The organism is Vagococcus lutrae (assembly GCF_023299185.1).
Taxonomy (GTDB): Bacteria; Bacillota; Bacilli; order Lactobacillales; family Vagococcaceae; genus Vagococcus_A; species Vagococcus_A lutrae.
On sequence record NZ_CP097017.1, the window covers coordinates 1,548,917 to 1,567,513 of the forward strand.

An 18,597-nucleotide genomic window follows, 5' to 3' on the forward strand; every position below is an offset into this window, starting at 1 on the left:
AAAGGAGGTAGAAAATGTTAAAGAAAGTCTATAATTTACTTTTTGTCATAGCAGGCGTTAGTTTAGGTGTGACCATGCTACCTGCGGCGTGGGCTCTGATTGATTTAGAGTTAAATAAAACCATTAATAATCCTTTTACCAATGGTGTGATTGGGGCATTAATATTTTTAGTCTTAGCCTTAGTTACTAGTCCCTCATTTTTCAAAGCCTTACGCAAATTAGAGGAAGCGATTAGTAAAAAAAGCTCACAATATTTGTTGTTTGGCGCTATCGGAACAATTATTGGTTTATTATTAGGGGTGCTAGGCTCATTCCCTCTTTATAGTATCGATATACCTTTTATCAGTAACGTGTTACCTGCATTTATTTTAGTTATTTTAGGATTCTTAGGATTCAATATCGGAACGAGCAAGATGGATGAGTGGCGTAAAATGCTTAGTCCTAAAAATCGTCGTAATCAAGAGGATGTCCTGGAGAGAAAAGCCGATGAGGCGTTTCGTCGTTATAAAATATTAGATACAAGCGTTATTATTGATGGTCGTATCTATGATATTGCGAAAACAGGCTTTATCGAAGGCACATTGCTTATCCCTAACTTCGTTTTATACGAACTTCAGTTTATCGCGGATTCGGGTGATAGCTTGAAGCGCGTACGTGGACGTCGTGGTTTAGATATTTTAAACGCTTTACAAAAAGAAGAAAGCGTCGATGTTGAAATGTACGATGGTGATTTTGAAGATATTACTGAAGTCGATAGTAAACTCATTCGCTTGGCAAAATTACTGGATGGCGTGTTAGTGACAAATGACTACAACCTTAATAAAGTATCTGAATTTCAGAATGTTCCAGTTCTGAATATTAATGCACTTGCCAATGCAGTGAAACCGGTTGTGATTCCGGGTGAGCATATGCGAGTCTTAGTCGTTAAGGACGGGACGGAGCGTCAACAAGGGGTTGCCTATCTCGATGATGGTACGATGATTGTGGTAGAGGACGGCCAACACTATATGAACAAAGAAATCGAAGTAGTCGTGACAAGCGCCTTGCAAACAGCAGCTGGTCGCATGATTTTTGCAAAACCAGCGCATGCGCAAAAGGGTATTAATCAAACGAATAAAGAAAATCACTCAGAAAAGAAAAAATAACAGTCATATGAAGGAATCTTCCTTTACTAAATCTGAAAATACTTGTAAACTTTAGACGTAAGCTGTTCATTACAGCATGGAGGAGAGAAATAACAATGTCAAACAAAGTACGCGTGCGTTATGCACCAAGTCCAACGGGACATTTACACATCGGGAATGCCCGTACCGCATTATTTAACTATTTATATGCGAAACATCACGATGGGGAATTTATCATTCGTATTGAAGACACAGATTTAAAACGTAATATTGAAGGTGGCGAACAAAGCCAGCTAGAAAACTTACAGTGGTTAAATATTGATTGGGTCGAGTCCCCGCAAAAACCAGGAAAATATGGTCCTTATCGTCAATCAGAACGTAAAGACATCTACTTACCGCTTATCGAACAGTTATTAATGAGTAACTTAGCGTATAAATGTTACTGTACTGAAGAAGAGTTAGAAGAAGCACGTGCTGCACAAGAGGCGCGTGGAGAAATGCCTCGTTATGCGGGTACATGTGCCAATCTAACGGCAGAACAACAAGCAAAATATGAAGCAGAAGGTCGCGATTACGTGATTCGTTTCCGCGCACCACGTAATAAATCTTATAGTTTTGAAGATTTAGTAAAAGGAACAATCACATTTGAATCGGATAGTGTTGGTGGCGATTTTGTTATCTTAAAACGTGACGGAATGCCAACATATAACTTTGCCGTTGTCGTGGATGACCATTTAATGGAAATCTCACATGTTTTACGTGGAGATGACCACATTGCGAATACACCAAAACAATTAATGATTTATGAAGCATTTGGTTGGACACCTCCAACATTTGGACATATGACGTTAATCATTAATAGTGAAACAGGTAAAAAATTAAGTAAACGTGATGAAACGATTCTTCAATTTATTGAACAGTATCGTGAATTAGGATATTTGCCAGAAGCGATGTTTAACTTTATCGCATTACTTGGTTGGTCTCCAGTAGGTGAAGAAGAAATCTTTAGTCAAGAAGACTTAATCCGTATGTTTGATGCTGATCGCTTAAGCAAATCACCCGCAGCATTTGATGCGAAAAAACTTGAGTGGATTAACAATCAATACATGAAAAAAATGCCATTAGCTGACTTAGTCGAGATGTGTCATCCGTTCTTCGTTAAAGAAGGTTTACTATCAGAAAACTTGTCTGCTGACGAGCAAGCATGGTTAGAAAAATTAGTTGCGTTATATCAACCACAAATGAGCTATGCGGCAGAGATTATTGATTTAAGTCAAATGTTCTTTGATGAGCATCCTACACGTGACGCAGCTTCACAAGAAGTTTTAGCAGGCGAAACAGTTCCGACTGTGTTAAAAGCTTTCCGTGAACAAATGTTAGCGTTAGAAGAATTTGATGTACCATCAATCAAACAAGCGATTAAAGCTGTCCAAAAAGAAACAGGTGTTAAAGGGAAAAATCTCTTTATGCCAATTCGTGTAGCAGTTTCAGGACAAATGCACGGGCCTGAATTAGGCGATACTATTTTACTCTTAGGAAAAGACAAAACAATCCAACATTTAGATGAAGCAATGAATGCTTAAAACACGTATGATAAAGAAGAAGTACTCGATGTATCTTTTTTAGAGAGTCTGTGGTTGGTGCAAACAGATAAAGATATCGTAGGAAATGCCTCTTTAAAGTGGGTTTGATGAAAAATTAGTAGTCAAGCACGGCAAACGACCGTTATCGTGAAAGGTCATCTTTTTGGTGACAAAAAAAAGTGGAACCACGTGAAAGCGTCTTTTGTTTGGATAAACAAAAGACGCTTTTTTTATACCAAGAAAGGAGTCTTGCTATGCGACGTATTAGAGAAGATATTCGGGCGATTAAGCAGAATGACCCAGCAGCAAGAACGAGTTTGGAAGTCATTTTAACTTATCCTGGAATTCACGCTCTTTGGTTTCATCGCGTTTCTCATTTTTTATTTAATCATGGCTTTAAATTACTAGCACGGATTAATTCACAAATTTCGCGTTTTATAACTGGGATTGAAATTCATCCTGGTGCTCAAATTGGTCGTCGAGTGTTCATTGATCACGGCATGGGGATAGTGATAGGAGAAACAGCGGTGATAGAAGATGATGTCAAGCTCTATCATGGCGTAACTTTAGGAGGGACGGGGAAAGAATGTGGTAAACGTCATCCAACTGTTCGAAGAGGAGCGATGATTTCAGCTCATGTCCAAATATTAGGTCCGATTGAAATTGGGGAATTTGCTAAAATTGGCGCAGCAGCTGTTGTTTTAGAATCGATTCCTGCGTATGCGACAGCCGTTGGTTTACCGGCGAAAGTCGTCCGGATAGATAAAGAGAAACAAGCTATAGAGGAGGCTAAAAATGATACAACTATATAATACTTTGACAAGAAAAAAAGAACCTTTTATCCCACAAAATAAAGAAGAAGTCACCATGTATGTGTGTGGTCCGACTGTCTATAACTACATTCATATTGGAAATGCACGAAGCACTGTCGCGTTTGATACGATTCGTCGCTATTTAGAATATCGTGGTTATCCTGTTAAATATGTTTCAAACTTTACCGATGTCGATGATAAGATTATTCGCACTGCTAAAGAACAGGCGATGTCACCTAAAGACTTAAGCGAAACCTTTATTGAAGCATATCAAGAAGATACAGCTGCTTTAAATGTCCAACCTGCTTGCTGTCATCCGAAAGTAACGGATCACATTGAAGACATTATTGCGTTTATTGAAGAGCTAATGGTTAAAGGCCATGCGTATGAATCGGATGGCGATGTCTATTATCGAACACGTTCTTTTGAAAATTATGGTCAACTAAGTCACCAGTCTTTAGATGATTTAGAAATTGGTGCGAGCCAGCGAACAGGCGATGAGCAATTGAAGAAAGAAGACCCGTTAGATTTTGCTCTTTGGAAAAAAGTAGCAGATGAAAAAGAACTTTCTTGGGAGTCACCTTGGGGGCCGGGTCGCCCGGGTTGGCATATTGAGTGCTCTGTCATGGCAACAAAACATTTAGGCAATACAATTGATATTCATGGCGGTGGAGAAGATTTACAGTTTCCGCATCATGAAAATGAAATTGCGCAGACTGAAGCGAAAACAGGTCAGCCTTTTGCAAAGTATTGGCTACATAACGGATATGTGACAGTGGGCGAGCAACAAGAGAAAATGAGTAAGTCATTGGGTAATTTTGTCACGGCCCATGAGCTCTTGCAAAAAGAAGACCCACAAGTTATTCGTTTTGCGTTAGCAACGACTCAATATCGTCGACCTATTCCGTTTAATGAAAAAACTTTAGCAAGTGCTAAAAGTAATTTACAACGTATTCGATTGGCTGTGAAAAACAGTCAATTTCGTTTAGCTACTGCAGCAGAAGCGTTGCCAGATGATGCAGATATGTTAGCTTATATTGAAGAAATAGAGCAACGGTTTATTCAAGAAATGGACGATGATATTAATACGGCAAATGGTATTACCGTCATTTATGAATTTATTTCATGGATTAATCATTATATAGAAAAAGAGTCTGTTTCCGCAGTAGTTTTAAAGACTTTACTAGAACGTTTGACGGTGATGATGAAGATTTTTGGAATTGAATTAAATGAAGAAGCTGATACAGAGAGTGATGAACGAATTGAAGGGTTAATTCAAGAACGTAATGAAGCAAGAGCGAATCGCGATTTTGCTCGAAGTGATGAGATTCGTGATTTGTTAAAAAATGAGGGGATAGTCTTGGAAGATACAGCACAAGGCACCCGTTGGAGACGTGAGTAAATGAGTCAATCAACACAACAGTTTGAATTACTAAATGGTTTAGCGTTAGCTTATATCGGTGACGCTGTGTATGAGGTGGCGATTCGCGATTATTTGATTCGACAGGGAAATACGAAGCCAAATATGTTGCATCGTAAAGCTACCCGTTATGTTTCGGCTAAGGGGCAGGCGTGGTTGATTAAGTCAATGATAGAGGAAGCGATTTTAACCGATAGAGAAGCAGAAATTTATCGACGCGGTCGAAATGCGAAAAGTCATACAACGGCTAAAAATGCTGACGTGATGACCTATCGTCATTCCACAGGCTTTGAGGCATTATTTGGGTATTTACATTTGACGGAACAACAGCAACGCTTAGAGGAATTAGTCGCGTATTGTATTGAAAAAGTGGAGGAAACACATGGTAAAAAATAAAAAAAGAATGTCGCGTAATGACAGAGTAGACTCAAAAGAAAATGAGCAGACGACTGATTTCGTGATGGGGTTTTATGGCGTTTTAGAAGCACTAAAAGAAAAACGCGGCAATAAGGTGTTTATTCAAGAAGATGTGACAGGACGTCGTTTTGATGAGGTAAAACAGATGGCCACAAAAATGAAAGTACCGGTTCAGTGGGTTCCTAAATCAAAACTGGATAAATTGACGGATCATGGTGTGCATCAAGGTGTCGTTTTAGGGGTGACGCCATATGAATACTTGAGCTTAGAGGAACTAATCGAGCAAACTAAAAAAACAGAGCCGTTTTATTTGATTTTAGACGGGATTGAAGATCCGCATAATTTTGGTTCTATTTTACGGACGGCCGATGCGACAGGGGTTGACGGTGTGATTATACCTAAACATCGAGCAGTTGGTATTACGTCAATTGTTTCAAAGACTTCTACGGGAGCTGTTGAGCATATTCCAGTCGCTCGTGTCACAAACTTGTCTCAAGCAATCAGTACTTTAAAAGAGCAAGGGTTCTGGGTGTTTGGTACGGATATGGAAGGCACCGACTATCGTCATTGGCAAGTACAAGGGTCGATTGCCTTAGTTATTGGTAATGAAGGAAAAGGGATTTCACCAGGTTTGAAAAAAGAACTGGATGAAGTTCTTACGATTCCAATGACAGGACACGTACAAAGTTTGAATGCGAGTGTTGCAGCTGGTATTATGATGTATGAAGTTTATCGTAAACGTTATTAAAAAAAGGAGGAGCTGAGATGAAACGCCAAATTTTAATCGTAGATGGCTATAATATGATTGGTGCTTGGCCTGAATTAGTCAAACTGAAAAATCAAGATAAGCTATCGGACGCACGAGATTTGCTGCTTTTTGAGTTGTCCAATTACAGCAAGTTTCGTGGGATTGAAATCGTGGTCGTATTTGATGCTCAGTTTGTACCTGGTATCCAACAAATGTATCAAGAGTTTGAACTGACTGTTGTTTTTACTAAAAAAGACGAAACGGCTGATAGCTATATTGAACGTGTCGCAGGAGAATGGGCGGCACGTTTTGTCCAAATTACAGTGGCTACGAGTGATTTAGCTGAGCAGTGGTTAGTTTTTTCAAAAGGAGCTTTGAGAAAGTCGGCCTTTGAATTGTATAAAGACATGCGTGAGACGAAAGAGTCAATTCGTGACGAAGTGATTGAATCACAATATAAGAGATACAATCGCAATATTCCGTGGTCGCTGTCAGATATGAAACAACTAGAGTCCTTAAGAGATGATTTATCGAAATAAACTTAAGTAAAGAAGCTGTGAAAAGTTTCTTTTACTTAAGTTTTTTTTACGTTACAATGGATAAGTAAACGATAAAGGAGATGAGATTGTGTCACGAGTGAAACAAATAGCACCAGGATTTTTAGCGTGTTTAGTGATTGCGTGGGTCGCTCAAATGATTGGAAGCCAAGCACCGCAGATAGGGGCAGCGCTTTTTGCTATTTTATTAGGAATGGCGTGTGGTAATACCTTTTTAAATCAAAAAAATTTAGATGTGGGTGTAAAATTCTCTGAGAGTAAATTGCTTGAAATATCCATTGCTTTGACCGGTTTGACGCTCAATGTAATGGAAGTCATGGCGATTGGCTGGTATGGTGGACTTTTTATCGTGCTTCAGATGACTCTTACGATTGTGGCGGTTTTTATGCTAGGGCAGTTATTAGGCTTTACCCGCAAGTTTTCGTTATTAATGTGCGCAGGTAACGCCGTTTGTGGCTCATCAGCAATTGGAACGGTGAGTCCGATTCTTGGTGCTGACGAGAAAGATAAGGGGATTTCCATTACAACGGTCAATTTGACGGGAACAGTTTTAATGGTGTTTTTACCAATATTGACGGGCTGGTTGTATCAACATGATACTGTCCAAACAAGTGCTATGATTGGCGGAACATTACAGTCTATCGGACAAGTCATTGCTTCGGCTAAATTAGTGAATGACGATGTGACACAGTTTGCGACGGTCTTTAAATTGTTACGTATTGTCTTGTTAGTTGTCGTTGCGATGGTATTTTCGAAGATAAATACAGCAGAAGACGGCCCGTTGTTTCGAAAAGAAACAGATAATGTAACTAAGCGAGTAGGCATACCCTGGTTTATTTTAACATTTATGATATTATGCTTAGTAGTAACGCTAGTGTCTGTTCCGTTGATAATAAGTGTCGTCGCTAAAAAAATAAGTAATCAATTTGAGATTATTGCTTTAGCAGGAATTGGCATGCGTGTGAAGTTTAAAGATTTAGTAAGAGAAGGTCCGCGTTCTATGATGTTTGGCTTGTTGACAGGTGGCATGCAAATAGGCATGGCGTGGCTTTTAATTAAATGGTTGTTTTAAAATCTATTTTGCGAAAATGTTGGAAATTTGGTATTATATAGAAGGTTTCAATACAAAGAAAGAGGGTGTAGAGAATGGCAGGACATTCCAAGTGGAATAACATCAAAGGCAGAAAAAATGCCCAAGATGCTAAAAGAGGAAAAATATTCCAAAAATTATCGCGTGAGATATACATGGCAGCAAAGAGTGGTGGACCTGATCCGGCTACAAACCCATCTTTACGATTAGTACTTGATAAAGCACGCTCAGCGAATATGCCAAATGATAATATTCAACGTGCGATTAAAAAAGCGACGGCTTCAGGTGCGGGCGAGCATTATGATGAAGTGACTTATGAAGGTTATGGTCCAGGAGGCGTAGCGATTTTAGTGTATGCTCTAACAGATAATCGAAATCGTACAGCTAGTAACGTGCGTGTTGCCTTTACTCGTAATGGAGGCTCGCTAGGAGAAACTGGCTCGGTTAGTTATATGTTTGATCGTAAGGGGTATATCGCGATTGAGCGTGAAGGACTAGATATAGATGAAGATACGATGATGATGACTGTCTTAGAAGTCGGTGCTGATGATTTACTGACATCAGATGAAGTCTTTGAAATCTATTGCGAGGGAGCTGAGTTTACTAGTGTTCGAGATGCTTTAGAAGCAGAAGGATTTACCCTAGCTCAAGCTGAGTTAACGATGGTGCCACAAAATGAGATGACTGTTGAAGGCGAAGCATTAGAGAAATTAGAAAAACTAGTAGACGCTCTTGAAGAAGACGATGATGTGTCAGATGTTTACACATCTGCTAATTTATAAAAAAAATCCCACAAATTTTTAAATTTGTGGGATTTTTTTGTTTAAATTGCGAATACTATATATAGATGGGGAAAATAATGAAGAGAGGAGGGAGTTATGAACGTTCAGGAGCAAGTTTATCACTTACTAAAAGAAGGATATAGTCAACGGGCTAGCGATATGTATTTGTTTCCACATCCGAAAGGCTACGAAATCACTTTTCGTCAAAATAATCAACAACGTCTTTATCGTCAAATAAATCAGTCACTGGGAGAAAAAATTTTAGTTCATCTCAAATACTTGGCGGATATGGATGTTGCAGAGAAAAGGCGAATGCAAGTAGGTTCAGCAACGTATCCTTTAGATGAAAAAGTCGCTCTAAGATTACGTTTTTCTACCGTAGCAGATTATCAAAATCGTGAATCAATGGTCGTTCGTTTTCTATATACTGCTGAATATGGTGGAACTTTTATTACTTTTTTGCCAAAAATGTATCAAAAATTATTGAAAGAAAGTCGAAAAAGTGGCTTGTATTTATTTTCAGGGCCAACAGGTTCTGGAAAAACGACGACGATGTATCATTTGGCCCAGCATCTAGCTAAAAATCAACAAGTGATTACGATTGAAGACCCCGTTGAGATGGAACAACCGGCGTTTTTACAGTTACAAATTAACGAAGCAATCGAAGCGACATATGAGCGTCTTGTTCAACTATGTTTACGGCACCGGCCCGATATATTGATAGTAGGGGAAATACGTGATGAACAAACTGCTCGAGCTGTTGTAAGAGGCGCATTAACAGGGCATACTATTTTTTCGACGGTTCATGCAAGTGATGGGCCAGGAGTATGGCTACGTTTGATTGAGCTAGGGGTATCACCAGAAGAGTTGAAGCAGTGTCTAAAAGGCATCACCTATCAACGTTTATTACCCATCTATTGTCCATACTGCGAAAAGAAATGTTCTACCTACTGTCCAACTAAACAGGTAGGCGTCCTATATGATTCTTATTTTTTAGAAGAGAGAGGAGAGGTTCGTGAAATATTTCAAGCGAAAGACCGTTGGAACGAACGACTCAAAAAAATCTGGGCTTTGGGCTATATTACAGAAGAAACGTACTTGGCATTTCAACACTAGCGCTCAGTATCATTTAAAGCGCTCTGCTCGCTATGATTTTGTGTCCTTACTAGCGAAGCTTTTAGAAAATGGTTTTAGCTATCAAGAAAGTTTGTCATTTCTTCAAAAGATTTGGCCAGAACCCCATCAGTTTATTGAACAATTACAAACCATGTTGAAAAATGGACATCCGCTATACGAAGGCTTTAAAACACTTGGTTTTTCTGCGCAACAAGTGACACAGTTGTACTTTGCTGAGAGACATGGTGATTTTATTGGGACGTTACATCATGTGGCTAAGCAAATGAGAGATAGTGAGAAACAGCGACGCAAGTTTTATCAAGTAATGACATATCCATTGATTCTGTTCATATTTTTAATAGGAATGTTTGGTTTTATGCGAGGCGTATTATTGCCACAGTTGCAAGCCTCTATTGAGAATCCACGTGATAATTTAGGTGTAAAAGTGATTACCTATGCTCCGTCTTTTTTAATCGGGTTGTTACTAGGAATACTAGTCATTTTTTTGCTATGTCGTTATATTTTAAGAAACAAAACGGCCTCCCAAAAGATGAACTTATGCAGCCGCTTGCCATTGTTGGGCACGTGGCTGACTGATTATACTACCTCTTTTTTTGCTTATGAGTGGGGAAAATTACTAGTGCTGGGTTTACCATTACGAGATGTTTTTTCGTTGATGAAAGCAGAAGGGAGTACCCCTTTAATGAAAGAAATGGGGACGACGTTAAGTCAAGCATTAGAGTCAGGTGAATCGTTGAGTGAGCCGTTTCAATCCTGGCATTTTGTTTTACCTGGATTTAAATTAATTTTATTAGAAGGGGAAGTCACAGGAAAGTTAGGAAAAGAATTACAAATTTACGGGAGCCGCGTGTGGCAACAGCTAATGCGAAAAATAGAAAAAGTAATTCAGTGGATTCAACCACTAGTGTTTATCATAGTGGCATTATTGATTATTTCGATTTATGCGGCTATTTTATTGCCAATGTATGATGCAATAGGAGGAATGGAGTAATGTTAGCAAAAAAAAGAAAAAAGTATCAAGGCTTTACATTATTAGAAATGCTAGTCGTTATCTTAATCATTAGTTTTTTAGTTATGTTAGTAACACCTAAATTAGTCGAACATGGAAAAAAAGCAGAACAGAAAAGTGATGTAGCATTTGAACAGGTCGTTAAAACGCAAATCGAGTTGTATCAATTTAACGAAACAGATGAAATCAGCGTTGATAATTTAATAAATAAAGGGTATTTAGATAACAAGCAGATAAAGAAAGCACAAGAATTAAACTTATTACAGGGGATTAAATGAAGCAGCATGATAAGTTTGGAGGCTTTACTCTCTTAGAAGTTTTAATCGTTTTATCACTGACACTTATCTTAGTAGGGTGGCCTATCATTAGCTATCAAAAGTGGATGGCACGTTATCACGTGAATGACTTTTGTGCTCATTTCGAAACAGTTTATAAGCGGTGTCAACAAATGGCGATGTTAACAGGCCGGCCGTCTCGCTTGAAGCTCAATCGGGCTAAAGGATGTATTGAAACGGAAATGATTGAGTTAACAGGTGATAGGGCTTTTGATAGCTGGGGTGTGCCGTCAGAAGTTACTATGCAATCGAACACGACGATTATGTTTAATGGAACGACAGGCAATCTTGCCCATCCAGCTTTAACTGTGTACTTTTACAATGAAGTCGACAAACAGCCAATTGTTTATACGGTAAACGTGGGGAGTGGGAAACTTGAAAAAAAAGAGAAGTAATACAGGGTTTTATGGGTTTATTCTACTAGAAAGTTCTATTAGTTTAGGTGTGTTATGTTTGGTAATGCTCAGTTTGTTACCGATTATCGTTCAAATGAAAGAACAGACAGCAAAGTGGCAAAGACGGACTGACGCTGCTCGTTTGGGCTATGAAAGTAGTCAACGCCTGATGAAAGAAACAGACAGTGTGAATACAACCATCACAAATGACGGAAGACAATATCACATTCAAGCGAGTATTGGCGGTCATGAAAAAGGGCGAATAATGATTGAAACTCATTCCCCAGTAGAGAAGTGGCTTATTTATGAAAAATAGTAACATGAAAGGTTTTACGTTACTTGAAATGCGGTATAGTAAATATGTTTATACCACAAAACGCCATTGTATCACCATTTCATCGTCTTTTAATGTGATTTGTTTTATTAGCTGACGTACGATAACTTTTTGCTTTTCATAGTCTAAGGCCAGGATAGAGCCTTTCAAACTTTTTAAAATTCCTAGCGCTTCTGACTTTTCAAGCTCCGGTTTTTCCTTTTCCACACCGTCCAGCTTTTTCTCAATTGCCTTCTTTTCTTTTTGGATAGCTTCTTTTCGTTCGTTTAATACGTCAAGCGGTAAAGTTTCATCAAGATATAGATTCACTAATTTTTCAAGTTTGCGGTCCAGTTCCTCTATTCGTTTAATTAGAGGTGTGTCGTCAACCTCAGGTGTAACAGAATAGTTTTTCATTAAGCTGGGGTTTAACCTTAATTTTTCAATTTCATTTAACACAGCCGCTTCTAATTCTTCTTTTTGGTAATCGCGAGAAATACAGTGGTCAGCCTTTGCCATTGTCGAGTGTCGCTTTTTCGTTCGTGAATGGCATTTATATATTTTAGTACGCGTTCCATCTTTCTTCTTGGCGTACTGATGTAAACCTAAAGCAGCGCCACAATGACCGCAACGAACCAAGCCCGAAACTAGATACTTCGCCTGGAACGGTCTAGAAATATTGTTTTTTTGATAAGCTTCTTTTTGTCTAATGACTAGTTGCTTTTGAACTTCTTCATATACTTCTTTAGAAACGATTGCTTCATGGTTTCCTGGAAAGATTTGATCTTTATATTTTGTATATCCGGCATAAGTTGGATTGTCTAGCGTTTGCCTAATAGTACGGTAAGACCAAGGAATATCTTTAGCTATATGACCTTCATCATTCATTTTGTCTTTTAACTTGGTAATTGATATGCCCGATAAATAATCATGAAATATCTGTTTTACTATTTGTGCTTCTAACTCCACAATTTCATAACTATCACCTTTATGTTTATAGCCGAACGGCGGCCAATGCCAACTCATAGCCTTACCAGACTTCGCCCGCCCGAGTTTCCCCATCTGCATACGTTCTTTTATTTGTTCTCGCTCCAGTTGCGCAAATACCGCTAGAATTCCAATCATTGCTTTACCAAAAGGGGTGGAGGTATCAAAGTTTTCATTTAACGAAACAAAGTTCGTATGGTTCGCGCCGAATACATCCTCAATTAAAAATAGAGTGTCTTTTTGCGAACGAGATAATCGGTCCAGTTTATAAACAACAACCGTGTCTACTTTCTTCTTCTCCACGTCACGGATTAACTTTTTTAAACCAGGTCGATCAATATTCGAACCCGTAAAGCCTGGGTCCTTATAAACGCCCATCACGTGCCAGTCTTTAACTTCACAAAACTTCTTTAATTTATCAATCTGTTCATCAATTGAATAGCCTTCTTCCGCTTGTTCATTTGTTGAAACTCTTACGTAAATAGCGGTTTTCATATTATTTCAGCTCCTATTATGTTAAAATAGGGCATGACAAACGAGACTTAAACAGTCTATTGTCAGCCAGAATGCACTACTCAAACTTTGGTCGGGGAGAGTAGTGTTTTTATTTATTTGTTTTACTGTGCAGAATTCATGTAAGCATCTGTAATTTGTTGGGCTTCCTCCATGTAAACATCTAGTAATTTTTGTGCCCAATCTTCATATTCTTCGTAACTACCTGAACCATTGGAATACATTACTTCAGCCATTTCAGCGATTCCATCGTTAGATATTTCAGCTAACTTTTCTATTTTTTCATTAGATAATTCAGCAAGACCTTCAATACCATCATTATTATTTGGATACTCGGCATTGTATTCTGCGACTAATTTTGGAGCGGCGTCCTTTATCTTAACACTGTATTCGTCTAATATTTGTTGATACTGTTCTTCAGCTGCAGGTTTATTTATTTTTGTTGTACTTTTAGTTTCATTTGTACTTATTTCGTTTGTTTCGTTTGTGTCACCTTCTTTAGTATCTTTCTTTACTACTTCTGTTTTCTTAGAAGCTGTATCTTTTTTGTCATCTTTATCATTATCTTGTCCAAAGAAGCTTATTGCGATAACAATAATTATCAACCAGAACCACCACTTTTTATAAAATGGTTTTTTTTCTTTCATTACATATTTTTTCCCATCTTCGCCCGTAACCTGTTTTTTTGCCATTTGTATCTTCCTCCTATGTGATATAATATTTTTGTAAACCTATCTATATAGTGCACTACTCAATCTTTAGCGGAAGAGAGTAGTGTGCTATTTTTATAGAGTTGATGTCACTTCAATAGCTTTTCCTAAAATTCTGGCCGGATTGCTTTCGTTAACTATATAAGGATTGTAATCTGGGTTTAAAGGTTCAAGAACGAGAGAGTCTTGTACTTTCCGTATTCGTTTGAGAGTTGCTTCTGTGTCTCCGTTTACCAAAACAGCTGCAATTTCTCCATTTTCAACGTCAGGTTGTTCTCTTATTAAAACAAAACTACCATCTGGTATTTTTGGATCCATAGAATCACCTTTAGCCTTTAAATAAAATAGATCACCTGTAGGTAGGTTAGTACTAGAACGATCACGATAACCTAGTATGTTTTCGTTAGCGGTGATAGGATCACCACACGCAATTTCACCGATTATAGGTATCGATATGATATCGCCTTTAAAAAGCTCAATATCCTTGAAAAAGTAACTTAGAGGAACATCGAACATCTGAGCCATTACCTCAATTTTATCCATTAGCGGTTTATTCGCTCCTCTTTCCCATGAAGACACTGATGTTGGCGCTACATCCAGTCGTTTAGCTAATTCTAATTGAGTTAGTCCATTTTCTTTTCTTAAAAGTTTTATTTTATCTTTTAATTCCAAACTTTCCACCTCCTGTATATAACTACATTATACATCTGTACTTGCAGGTAGTAAAGTATTTCCGTATTTTTATATAGATAAAAAGCATAAAAATAAAGGAAAACTGTATTTTCGTGTTTACAATACGGAAAAACCGTAGTATTATAAATTTACACCAGGAAGGGGGTGGCATAAATGGAAAGATATACAATCGAGCAAGCTCGTAAATTGTCTGGTAAAACTCAAGTTCAAATTGCTGCTGAATTAGGCATGAGCGAAGCAACTTACATCAAATACGAAAAAGGACGTTCTATATTTAGAATGGATGATGCGTTTAAATTTTCTAAAAGTACGGGGATTTCATTAGACCGTATAGTTTTTTTTAAACAATAACTACGGAAAAACCGTAGTTATGGAAGGAGAGGTAAATAGAAAATGATATTAAAAATAACGCACATTGATTTAAACGGGAAAGAAATACCTAACATTTCAAGCATAGTTTTACCAAAAGAGTTAAGTTTAACAATTTATAAAATTATCAATATGGAGGTATTAGCATGAAGGAATTAGTAGTGATGAAAAATAAACAGGCAGTAACAACAAGTTTAAGAATTGCCGAAATATTCGGGAAGCAACATAAAGATGTTTTAAAGGCGATTGATAATTTAGAAATTGGTAGCGAAGATTTACGCCACCGAATGTTTTATGAAGATACATACAAAAACCGCGGTAAAGAATACCGACAAATTATCATGAATCGTGACGGATTTACTTTACTAGCAATGGGCTTCACCGGCAAAAAAGCAATGCAATTCAAACTCAAGTACATAGAAGCATTTAACAAGATGGAAGAACATATTAAGACAGACACAAGATATCAACTGCCGACGGATCCAATGGAAATTTTACAACTAACGTTTGACGCTCAAAAGCAAACAAACGAACGAGTCGAAGTACTCGAAGAAGATGTAAAAGAAATTAAAGAAAAGCAGTTGATTAGCACGGAAGATAAAAACTCACTGGATCGAATGATTAGACGAAAAGTCGCGATTATTTGCAAAGAGCAGCACCTGGAACAAAAAGCTAAATCCTTATTATTTAGCGATATTGGAAAGAGTATTAAAGAATTGTTTGGAGTGCCACACAGAGGAAGAATCAAAGACAAAGACTTCCAGGCAGCAGTTGATTTTGTAAACACATGGGAGCCTTCATCTTTAACGAAAACTAGAATAAATCAATTAAGACTGGAATTGTAGGAGGAACTAAGAATGAAAAGAAAATTTTTATTAGCTAAAGTAGGCACTTGGCACTCACCGGTAAAACGCATTAGACAGTTTCAGTTGCTGCTTTACGTATCGTTTACGTTGAACATTGCATTAATTATAGCGTTGATTGTAACGCTTTTAAGCTGAAAGGTGGTGAGAGAATGCGTTATCACAACTTCGAGAATTGGCTTGTAGCGAACGGCGAAACTTGGGCTAAATACGTATGCGGTAACTTGGGATATAAAATCAAAATGCATCGGAGATACGCCTTATATCTAGAGGCTATAGAAATAAAAGAAAAAAAGACTGATTCGCCGGCAAGCAAAAATCAGTCTAAGTAAATATAAAACAAGTCTATTATACCATGAAATGAGGAAAAATAATGAAAATGAGTGAAGGAGTAGAGGAGCTTTTCAACGGAATGTTTTTACTGAAAAGTAAATTAAAGCAACCGAAATTTGACAGCTCGGTAGACTACAGGACAAAAAAAGGTGATCGTACAAAATTTGAATATGCAACACTAAAAGCAATTGAAGAAGCGATTAGAGAAGCAGCACAAACATCAGAGTCAGGCATTGATTTTCAACAGGAAGTTATTAATGAGAATAATAACTTATCTGTAAATACAATAATCTACCATAAAAGTGGTCAATGGGTGCTGCATGGACCATTTACATTCCCGACAAGCGGTCAAAATCCACAAGGTCTGGGTAGTCTTTCAACATACGCAAGAAGATACGCATTATCAGCAGCCTTTGGTATTGCAGCAGACAAAGACGATGATGGACAAGCTGCGAACGAAACTCAAAAAGAGAGACAGAAAAATACTCAACCAACACAATCTGACAACCAGAAAGAGATTGAAACGTTGATAGCGAAGTATCGAACGTACTTATTAGAAAATAATCGAGACTTAAATGAATTAAACCAATACATTATCAAGAAAGAAAATGTAGCACGGATTGAACAAGTTGACAGAGTGAGAGTAATGGGCTATTACAAGGCGTTTGCGATGAAACAGAAAGAAACGAATGAAACAATAGCGAAACAACCGGCACAAGAATCAGCACAACAACCGGTACAAACAGAACTAGATGGCATTAGATGGGGGCAACGAAAATGAGTAATGAATTAGTAGCAGAAAGAAAAGTATATCTAGATTTTACTCCGGCAATTTTAGATATGACCAATTACGACGAATTAAAAACGGAAGTCGAAAAGTACGCAGCAAGATATAAAGGACTGGTATTTACAAGAGATGAGAAAAAAGGTGCTAATCAAGCGCGTTCGGAACTTTTAGCATTACTGAATGCCATTGAAAACGAACGCAAAGAAGTGAAGGCAGTTTATAACAAGCCGCTGAAGGAATTTGAAGAAAAAATCAAAGCCTTAACTCAATTAATTGATGAACCTTTGAACGATATACGCGAAGGACTCAAGGTGATAGAAGACGCTGAAAAAGAAGAACGAGAAATAGCTTTAAATTCACTTCTAACGAGCAAAGCGGAAGAAGTAGATATTTCTATTGATGATATAGATAAAGACCCAAGGTGGCTTAATAAAGGCAACTGGACGTCAAAATTAAAACCGACTGGAAAATTTGAAGAAGAAGTAGACGCAGCAATTACACAAGCAGTAAAAGAAAAAGAACGGAAAGAAACAGAGCTTCGTATTTTAACAGAATTTTGTAAAGCACAAGATATTGAACCGGCTGGATGGATCAGTCAACTAGAATTTAAATCGGCCTTAGAGATAATCGATTTAATTAATTTAGAAAGAGAGCGAAAAGAGAGGCTGGCTGCTGAACAAGAGCAAAAACGCCAAGAACACGATGAATTCATCGCTAGACAACAGCAAGCAGCGCAGGAAGCGGAACAATTCGCAGAAGACATTAAAGAAACACAACAGACGATTTCAGAACCGACTGTCATTTATTCCGCCTCATTAAAAATTTACGGGACGATTGAACAGCTTAATGCATTAAACGATTTTATCATTAGTCAAAATATGCGAGTAGAGGAAATTCAGGAAGACATCACAGAAGACCTAGCAATTGACGATTTACCTTTTTAGGAGCGAGCGAAATGGAGTATGAAGGACGAATTATCAAAGTCCAAGGCGATGAAGTCACTTTCAAGTTGGATCGTGACTTCGATATTGCCGAAGCTAAAAGATTATCGATTGAAGAAAATCCAAGAAGCATTATAAGGGTTATTGACGAGCGTAATATTACCAAGGCACAAAACGGCATGATACACGGTTTGTTTAATGACATATCCTTGTACACCGGATACCCACAAGAGTGGGTGAAAGAGCTATTAAAGGCAATGTTTTCAGGCGAGAAAGGTATTGAAACGTTCAGTATGAAAAACTATGAAATTAGCCAAGTTTTCGCTGGGGAATTTATAGAATACATACTCGAATTTTGTTTTGAAAATGAAATACCGTTTAAGTATCAACAATTCCATTTAGCAAGTGATATTACAAGAGTTCTATTCCTTTATTTGAAACACAGAGCGTGCTTTGTATGCGGAAAACCACATGCGGATATGGCCCATTATGAAGCGGTAGGAATGGGTAGAAACAGAAAGAAAATAGACCACTCAAAACACCGATTTATGACACTGTGTAGGGAGCATCACCAGGAACAGCACAATATAGGGCTAACCGAGTTTATGCAAAAATATGTACTGGTTCCTATCAAGTTAACGCCGGAACAGGTGAAGGAATTTAAGATTGGAGGATAAGG

General features: G+C 37.9%; 23 protein-coding genes and 1 other annotated feature. Of the genes, 20 read left to right on the top strand and 3 right to left on the bottom strand.

Annotated elements, in window-relative coordinates; translation table 11 throughout:
* Positions 1-14: 14 nt before the first annotated feature.
* The 14 genes from M2919_RS07430 to M2919_RS07495 all read left to right on the top strand — a co-directional run bounded on the left by M2919_RS07430 (position 15) and on the right by M2919_RS07495 (position 11,725).
* The gene (locus M2919_RS07430; RefSeq protein WP_126762357.1) at positions 15-1,145 is read left to right on the top strand and encodes a PIN/TRAM domain-containing protein; all 1,131 of its coding nucleotides are present in this window, start codon (positions 15-17) and stop codon (positions 1,143-1,145) included.
* A 95-nt stretch (positions 1,146-1,240) separates the two neighbouring features.
* Positions 1,241-2,707, top strand: a complete 1,467-nt coding sequence (gene gltX / locus M2919_RS07435) for a glutamate--tRNA ligase (protein WP_126762359.1) — start codon at positions 1,241-1,243, stop codon at positions 2,705-2,707.
* Positions 2,705-2,913 (top strand) — a binding site (T-box leader). It overlaps the preceding gene by 3 nt.
* The gene (gene epsC, locus M2919_RS07440) at positions 2,914-3,519 is read left to right on the top strand and encodes a serine O-acetyltransferase EpsC (protein WP_272158218.1); all 606 of its coding nucleotides are present in this window, start codon (positions 2,914-2,916) and stop codon (positions 3,517-3,519) included.
* Positions 3,503-4,921: a cysteine--tRNA ligase gene (gene cysS, locus M2919_RS07445; RefSeq protein ID WP_248848526.1), complete on the top strand. Its 1,419-nt coding sequence runs from the start codon at positions 3,503-3,505 to the stop codon at positions 4,919-4,921. Before epsC ends, cysS begins: the two co-directional genes overlap by 17 nt.
* The gene (locus M2919_RS07450) at positions 4,922-5,335 is read left to right on the top strand and encodes a Mini-ribonuclease 3 (protein WP_023607069.1); all 414 of its coding nucleotides are present in this window, start codon (positions 4,922-4,924) and stop codon (positions 5,333-5,335) included.
* The gene (gene rlmB / locus M2919_RS07455) at positions 5,322-6,104 is read left to right on the top strand and encodes a 23S rRNA (guanosine(2251)-2'-O)-methyltransferase RlmB (RefSeq protein WP_126762367.1); all 783 of its coding nucleotides are present in this window, start codon (positions 5,322-5,324) and stop codon (positions 6,102-6,104) included. The genes M2919_RS07450 and rlmB overlap by 14 nt, the downstream gene beginning before the upstream one ends.
* Positions 6,105-6,121: 17 nt before the next feature.
* On the top strand, positions 6,122-6,643 hold the full coding sequence (locus tag M2919_RS07460; RefSeq protein ID WP_248848527.1) for an NYN domain-containing protein: 522 nt from the start codon (positions 6,122-6,124) through the stop codon (positions 6,641-6,643).
* 88 nt (positions 6,644-6,731) lie between these two features.
* Positions 6,732-7,733: a YeiH family protein gene (locus M2919_RS07465; protein ID WP_248848528.1), complete on the top strand. Its 1,002-nt coding sequence runs from the start codon at positions 6,732-6,734 to the stop codon at positions 7,731-7,733.
* A gap of 74 nt (positions 7,734-7,807) precedes the next feature.
* Positions 7,808-8,533 carry a YebC/PmpR family DNA-binding transcriptional regulator gene (locus tag M2919_RS07470; protein WP_126762373.1) on the top strand — a complete coding sequence of 242 codons (726 nt, stop codon included), beginning with the start codon at positions 7,808-7,810 and terminating at the stop codon, positions 8,531-8,533.
* Positions 8,534-8,629: 96 nt separating this feature from the next.
* The gene (comGA, locus tag M2919_RS07475) at positions 8,630-9,649 is read left to right on the top strand and encodes a competence type IV pilus ATPase ComGA (RefSeq protein ID WP_222316879.1); all 1,020 of its coding nucleotides are present in this window, start codon (positions 8,630-8,632) and stop codon (positions 9,647-9,649) included.
* Complete coding sequence (gene comGB, locus M2919_RS07480; protein ID WP_248848529.1) at positions 9,549-10,661, top strand: competence type IV pilus assembly protein ComGB; 1,113 nt, start codon at positions 9,549-9,551, stop codon at positions 10,659-10,661. The genes comGA and comGB overlap by 101 nt, the downstream gene beginning before the upstream one ends.
* The gene (gene comGC, locus M2919_RS07485) at positions 10,661-10,957 is read left to right on the top strand and encodes a competence type IV pilus major pilin ComGC (protein WP_248848530.1); all 297 of its coding nucleotides are present in this window, start codon (positions 10,661-10,663) and stop codon (positions 10,955-10,957) included. The genes comGB and comGC overlap by 1 nt, the downstream gene beginning before the upstream one ends.
* Entirely contained in the window at positions 10,954-11,409 is a 456-nt protein-coding gene (gene comGD / locus M2919_RS07490; protein WP_248848531.1) for a competence type IV pilus minor pilin ComGD, read from the top strand. Before comGC ends, comGD begins: the two co-directional genes overlap by 4 nt.
* A complete protein-coding gene (locus tag M2919_RS07495; RefSeq protein WP_248848532.1) occupies positions 11,390-11,725 on the top strand; it encodes a type II secretion system protein in 336 nt (111 codons plus the stop codon). Before comGD ends, M2919_RS07495 begins: the two co-directional genes overlap by 20 nt.
* 48 nt (positions 11,726-11,773) lie before the next feature.
* Here M2919_RS07495 and M2919_RS07500 read toward each other — a convergent pair whose 3' ends face one another.
* The 3 genes from M2919_RS07500 to M2919_RS07510 all read right to left on the bottom strand — a co-directional run bounded on the left by M2919_RS07500 (position 11,774) and on the right by M2919_RS07510 (position 14,604).
* Positions 11,774-13,204 carry a recombinase family protein gene (locus tag M2919_RS07500; protein ID WP_248848533.1) on the bottom strand — a complete coding sequence of 477 codons (1,431 nt, stop codon included), beginning with the start codon at positions 13,202-13,204 and terminating at the stop codon, positions 11,774-11,776.
* A gap of 122 nt (positions 13,205-13,326) precedes the next feature.
* Positions 13,327-13,914 carry a hypothetical protein gene (locus tag M2919_RS07505; protein ID WP_248848534.1) on the bottom strand — a complete coding sequence of 196 codons (588 nt, stop codon included), beginning with the start codon at positions 13,912-13,914 and terminating at the stop codon, positions 13,327-13,329.
* Between the two features lie 93 nt (positions 13,915-14,007).
* Positions 14,008-14,604, bottom strand: coding sequence for a LexA family protein (locus tag M2919_RS07510; protein WP_248848535.1), 597 nt, complete (start codon positions 14,602-14,604; stop codon positions 14,008-14,010).
* 174 nt (positions 14,605-14,778) lie between these two features.
* Here M2919_RS07510 and M2919_RS07515 point away from each other — a divergent pair, with 174 nt between their 5' ends.
* The 6 genes from M2919_RS07515 (at position 14,779) to M2919_RS07540 (ending at position 18,595) form a co-directional block, all read left to right on the top strand.
* Entirely contained in the window at positions 14,779-14,976 is a 198-nt protein-coding gene (locus M2919_RS07515) for a helix-turn-helix transcriptional regulator (protein ID WP_248848536.1), read from the top strand.
* A 164-nt stretch (positions 14,977-15,140) separates the two neighbouring features.
* Positions 15,141-15,839, top strand: a complete 699-nt coding sequence (locus M2919_RS07520) for a Rha family transcriptional regulator (RefSeq protein ID WP_248848537.1) — start codon at positions 15,141-15,143, stop codon at positions 15,837-15,839.
* 12 nt (positions 15,840-15,851) lie between these two features.
* Positions 15,852-15,995: a hypothetical protein gene (locus tag M2919_RS07525; protein WP_248848538.1), complete on the top strand. Its 144-nt coding sequence runs from the start codon at positions 15,852-15,854 to the stop codon at positions 15,993-15,995.
* Positions 15,996-16,230: 235 nt separating this feature from the next.
* The gene (locus tag M2919_RS07530) at positions 16,231-16,971 is read left to right on the top strand and encodes an ERF family protein (protein WP_376716154.1); all 741 of its coding nucleotides are present in this window, start codon (positions 16,231-16,233) and stop codon (positions 16,969-16,971) included.
* Positions 16,968-17,921 (top strand): DUF1351 domain-containing protein, encoded by a 954-nt coding sequence (locus M2919_RS07535; RefSeq protein ID WP_248848539.1) that lies wholly within the window; start codon positions 16,968-16,970, stop codon positions 17,919-17,921. The genes M2919_RS07530 and M2919_RS07535 overlap by 4 nt, the downstream gene beginning before the upstream one ends.
* Positions 17,922-17,932: 11 nt before the next feature.
* Positions 17,933-18,595, top strand: a complete 663-nt coding sequence (locus tag M2919_RS07540) for a putative HNHc nuclease (protein ID WP_248848540.1) — start codon at positions 17,933-17,935, stop codon at positions 18,593-18,595.
* The last annotated feature ends 2 nt before the right edge of the window (positions 18,596-18,597 follow it).

What these genes read in the sequence shown, in the direction of transcription:
- rlmB (WP_126762367.1), top strand. Translation starts at nt 5,322, where the DNA reads ATGGTAAAAAATAAAAAAAGAATGTCGCGTAATGACAGAGTAGACTCA.
- M2919_RS07460 (WP_248848527.1), top strand. Translation starts at nt 6,122, where the DNA reads ATGAAACGCCAAATTTTAATCGTAGATGGCTATAATATGATTGGTGCT.
- M2919_RS07470 (WP_126762373.1), top strand. Translation starts at nt 7,808, where the DNA reads ATGGCAGGACATTCCAAGTGGAATAACATCAAAGGCAGAAAAAATGCC.
- M2919_RS07540 (WP_248848540.1), top strand. Translation starts at nt 17,933, where the DNA reads ATGGAGTATGAAGGACGAATTATCAAAGTCCAAGGCGATGAAGTCACT.
- comGD (WP_248848531.1), top strand. Translation starts at nt 10,954, where the DNA reads ATGAAGCAGCATGATAAGTTTGGAGGCTTTACTCTCTTAGAAGTTTTA.
- M2919_RS07530 (WP_376716154.1), top strand. Translation starts at nt 16,231, where the DNA reads ATGAAAATGAGTGAAGGAGTAGAGGAGCTTTTCAACGGAATGTTTTTA.
- M2919_RS07535 (WP_248848539.1), top strand. Translation starts at nt 16,968, where the DNA reads ATGAGTAATGAATTAGTAGCAGAAAGAAAAGTATATCTAGATTTTACT.
- M2919_RS07505 (WP_248848534.1), bottom strand. Translation starts at nt 13,914, where the DNA reads ATGGCAAAAAAACAGGTTACGGGCGAAGATGGGAAAAAATATGTAATG.
- M2919_RS07450 (WP_023607069.1), top strand. Translation starts at nt 4,922, where the DNA reads ATGAGTCAATCAACACAACAGTTTGAATTACTAAATGGTTTAGCGTTA.
- gltX (WP_126762359.1), top strand. Translation starts at nt 1,241, where the DNA reads ATGTCAAACAAAGTACGCGTGCGTTATGCACCAAGTCCAACGGGACAT.
- M2919_RS07520 (WP_248848537.1), top strand. Translation starts at nt 15,141, where the DNA reads ATGAAGGAATTAGTAGTGATGAAAAATAAACAGGCAGTAACAACAAGT.
- cysS (WP_248848526.1), top strand. Translation starts at nt 3,503, where the DNA reads ATGATACAACTATATAATACTTTGACAAGAAAAAAAGAACCTTTTATC.
- comGC (WP_248848530.1), top strand. Translation starts at nt 10,661, where the DNA reads ATGTTAGCAAAAAAAAGAAAAAAGTATCAAGGCTTTACATTATTAGAA.
- M2919_RS07430 (WP_126762357.1), top strand. Translation starts at nt 15, where the DNA reads ATGTTAAAGAAAGTCTATAATTTACTTTTTGTCATAGCAGGCGTTAGT.
- M2919_RS07525 (WP_248848538.1), top strand. Translation starts at nt 15,852, where the DNA reads ATGAAAAGAAAATTTTTATTAGCTAAAGTAGGCACTTGGCACTCACCG.
- M2919_RS07500 (WP_248848533.1), bottom strand. Translation starts at nt 13,204, where the DNA reads ATGAAAACCGCTATTTACGTAAGAGTTTCAACAAATGAACAAGCGGAA.
- M2919_RS07515 (WP_248848536.1), top strand. Translation starts at nt 14,779, where the DNA reads ATGGAAAGATATACAATCGAGCAAGCTCGTAAATTGTCTGGTAAAACT.
- comGA (WP_222316879.1), top strand. Translation starts at nt 8,630, where the DNA reads ATGAACGTTCAGGAGCAAGTTTATCACTTACTAAAAGAAGGATATAGT.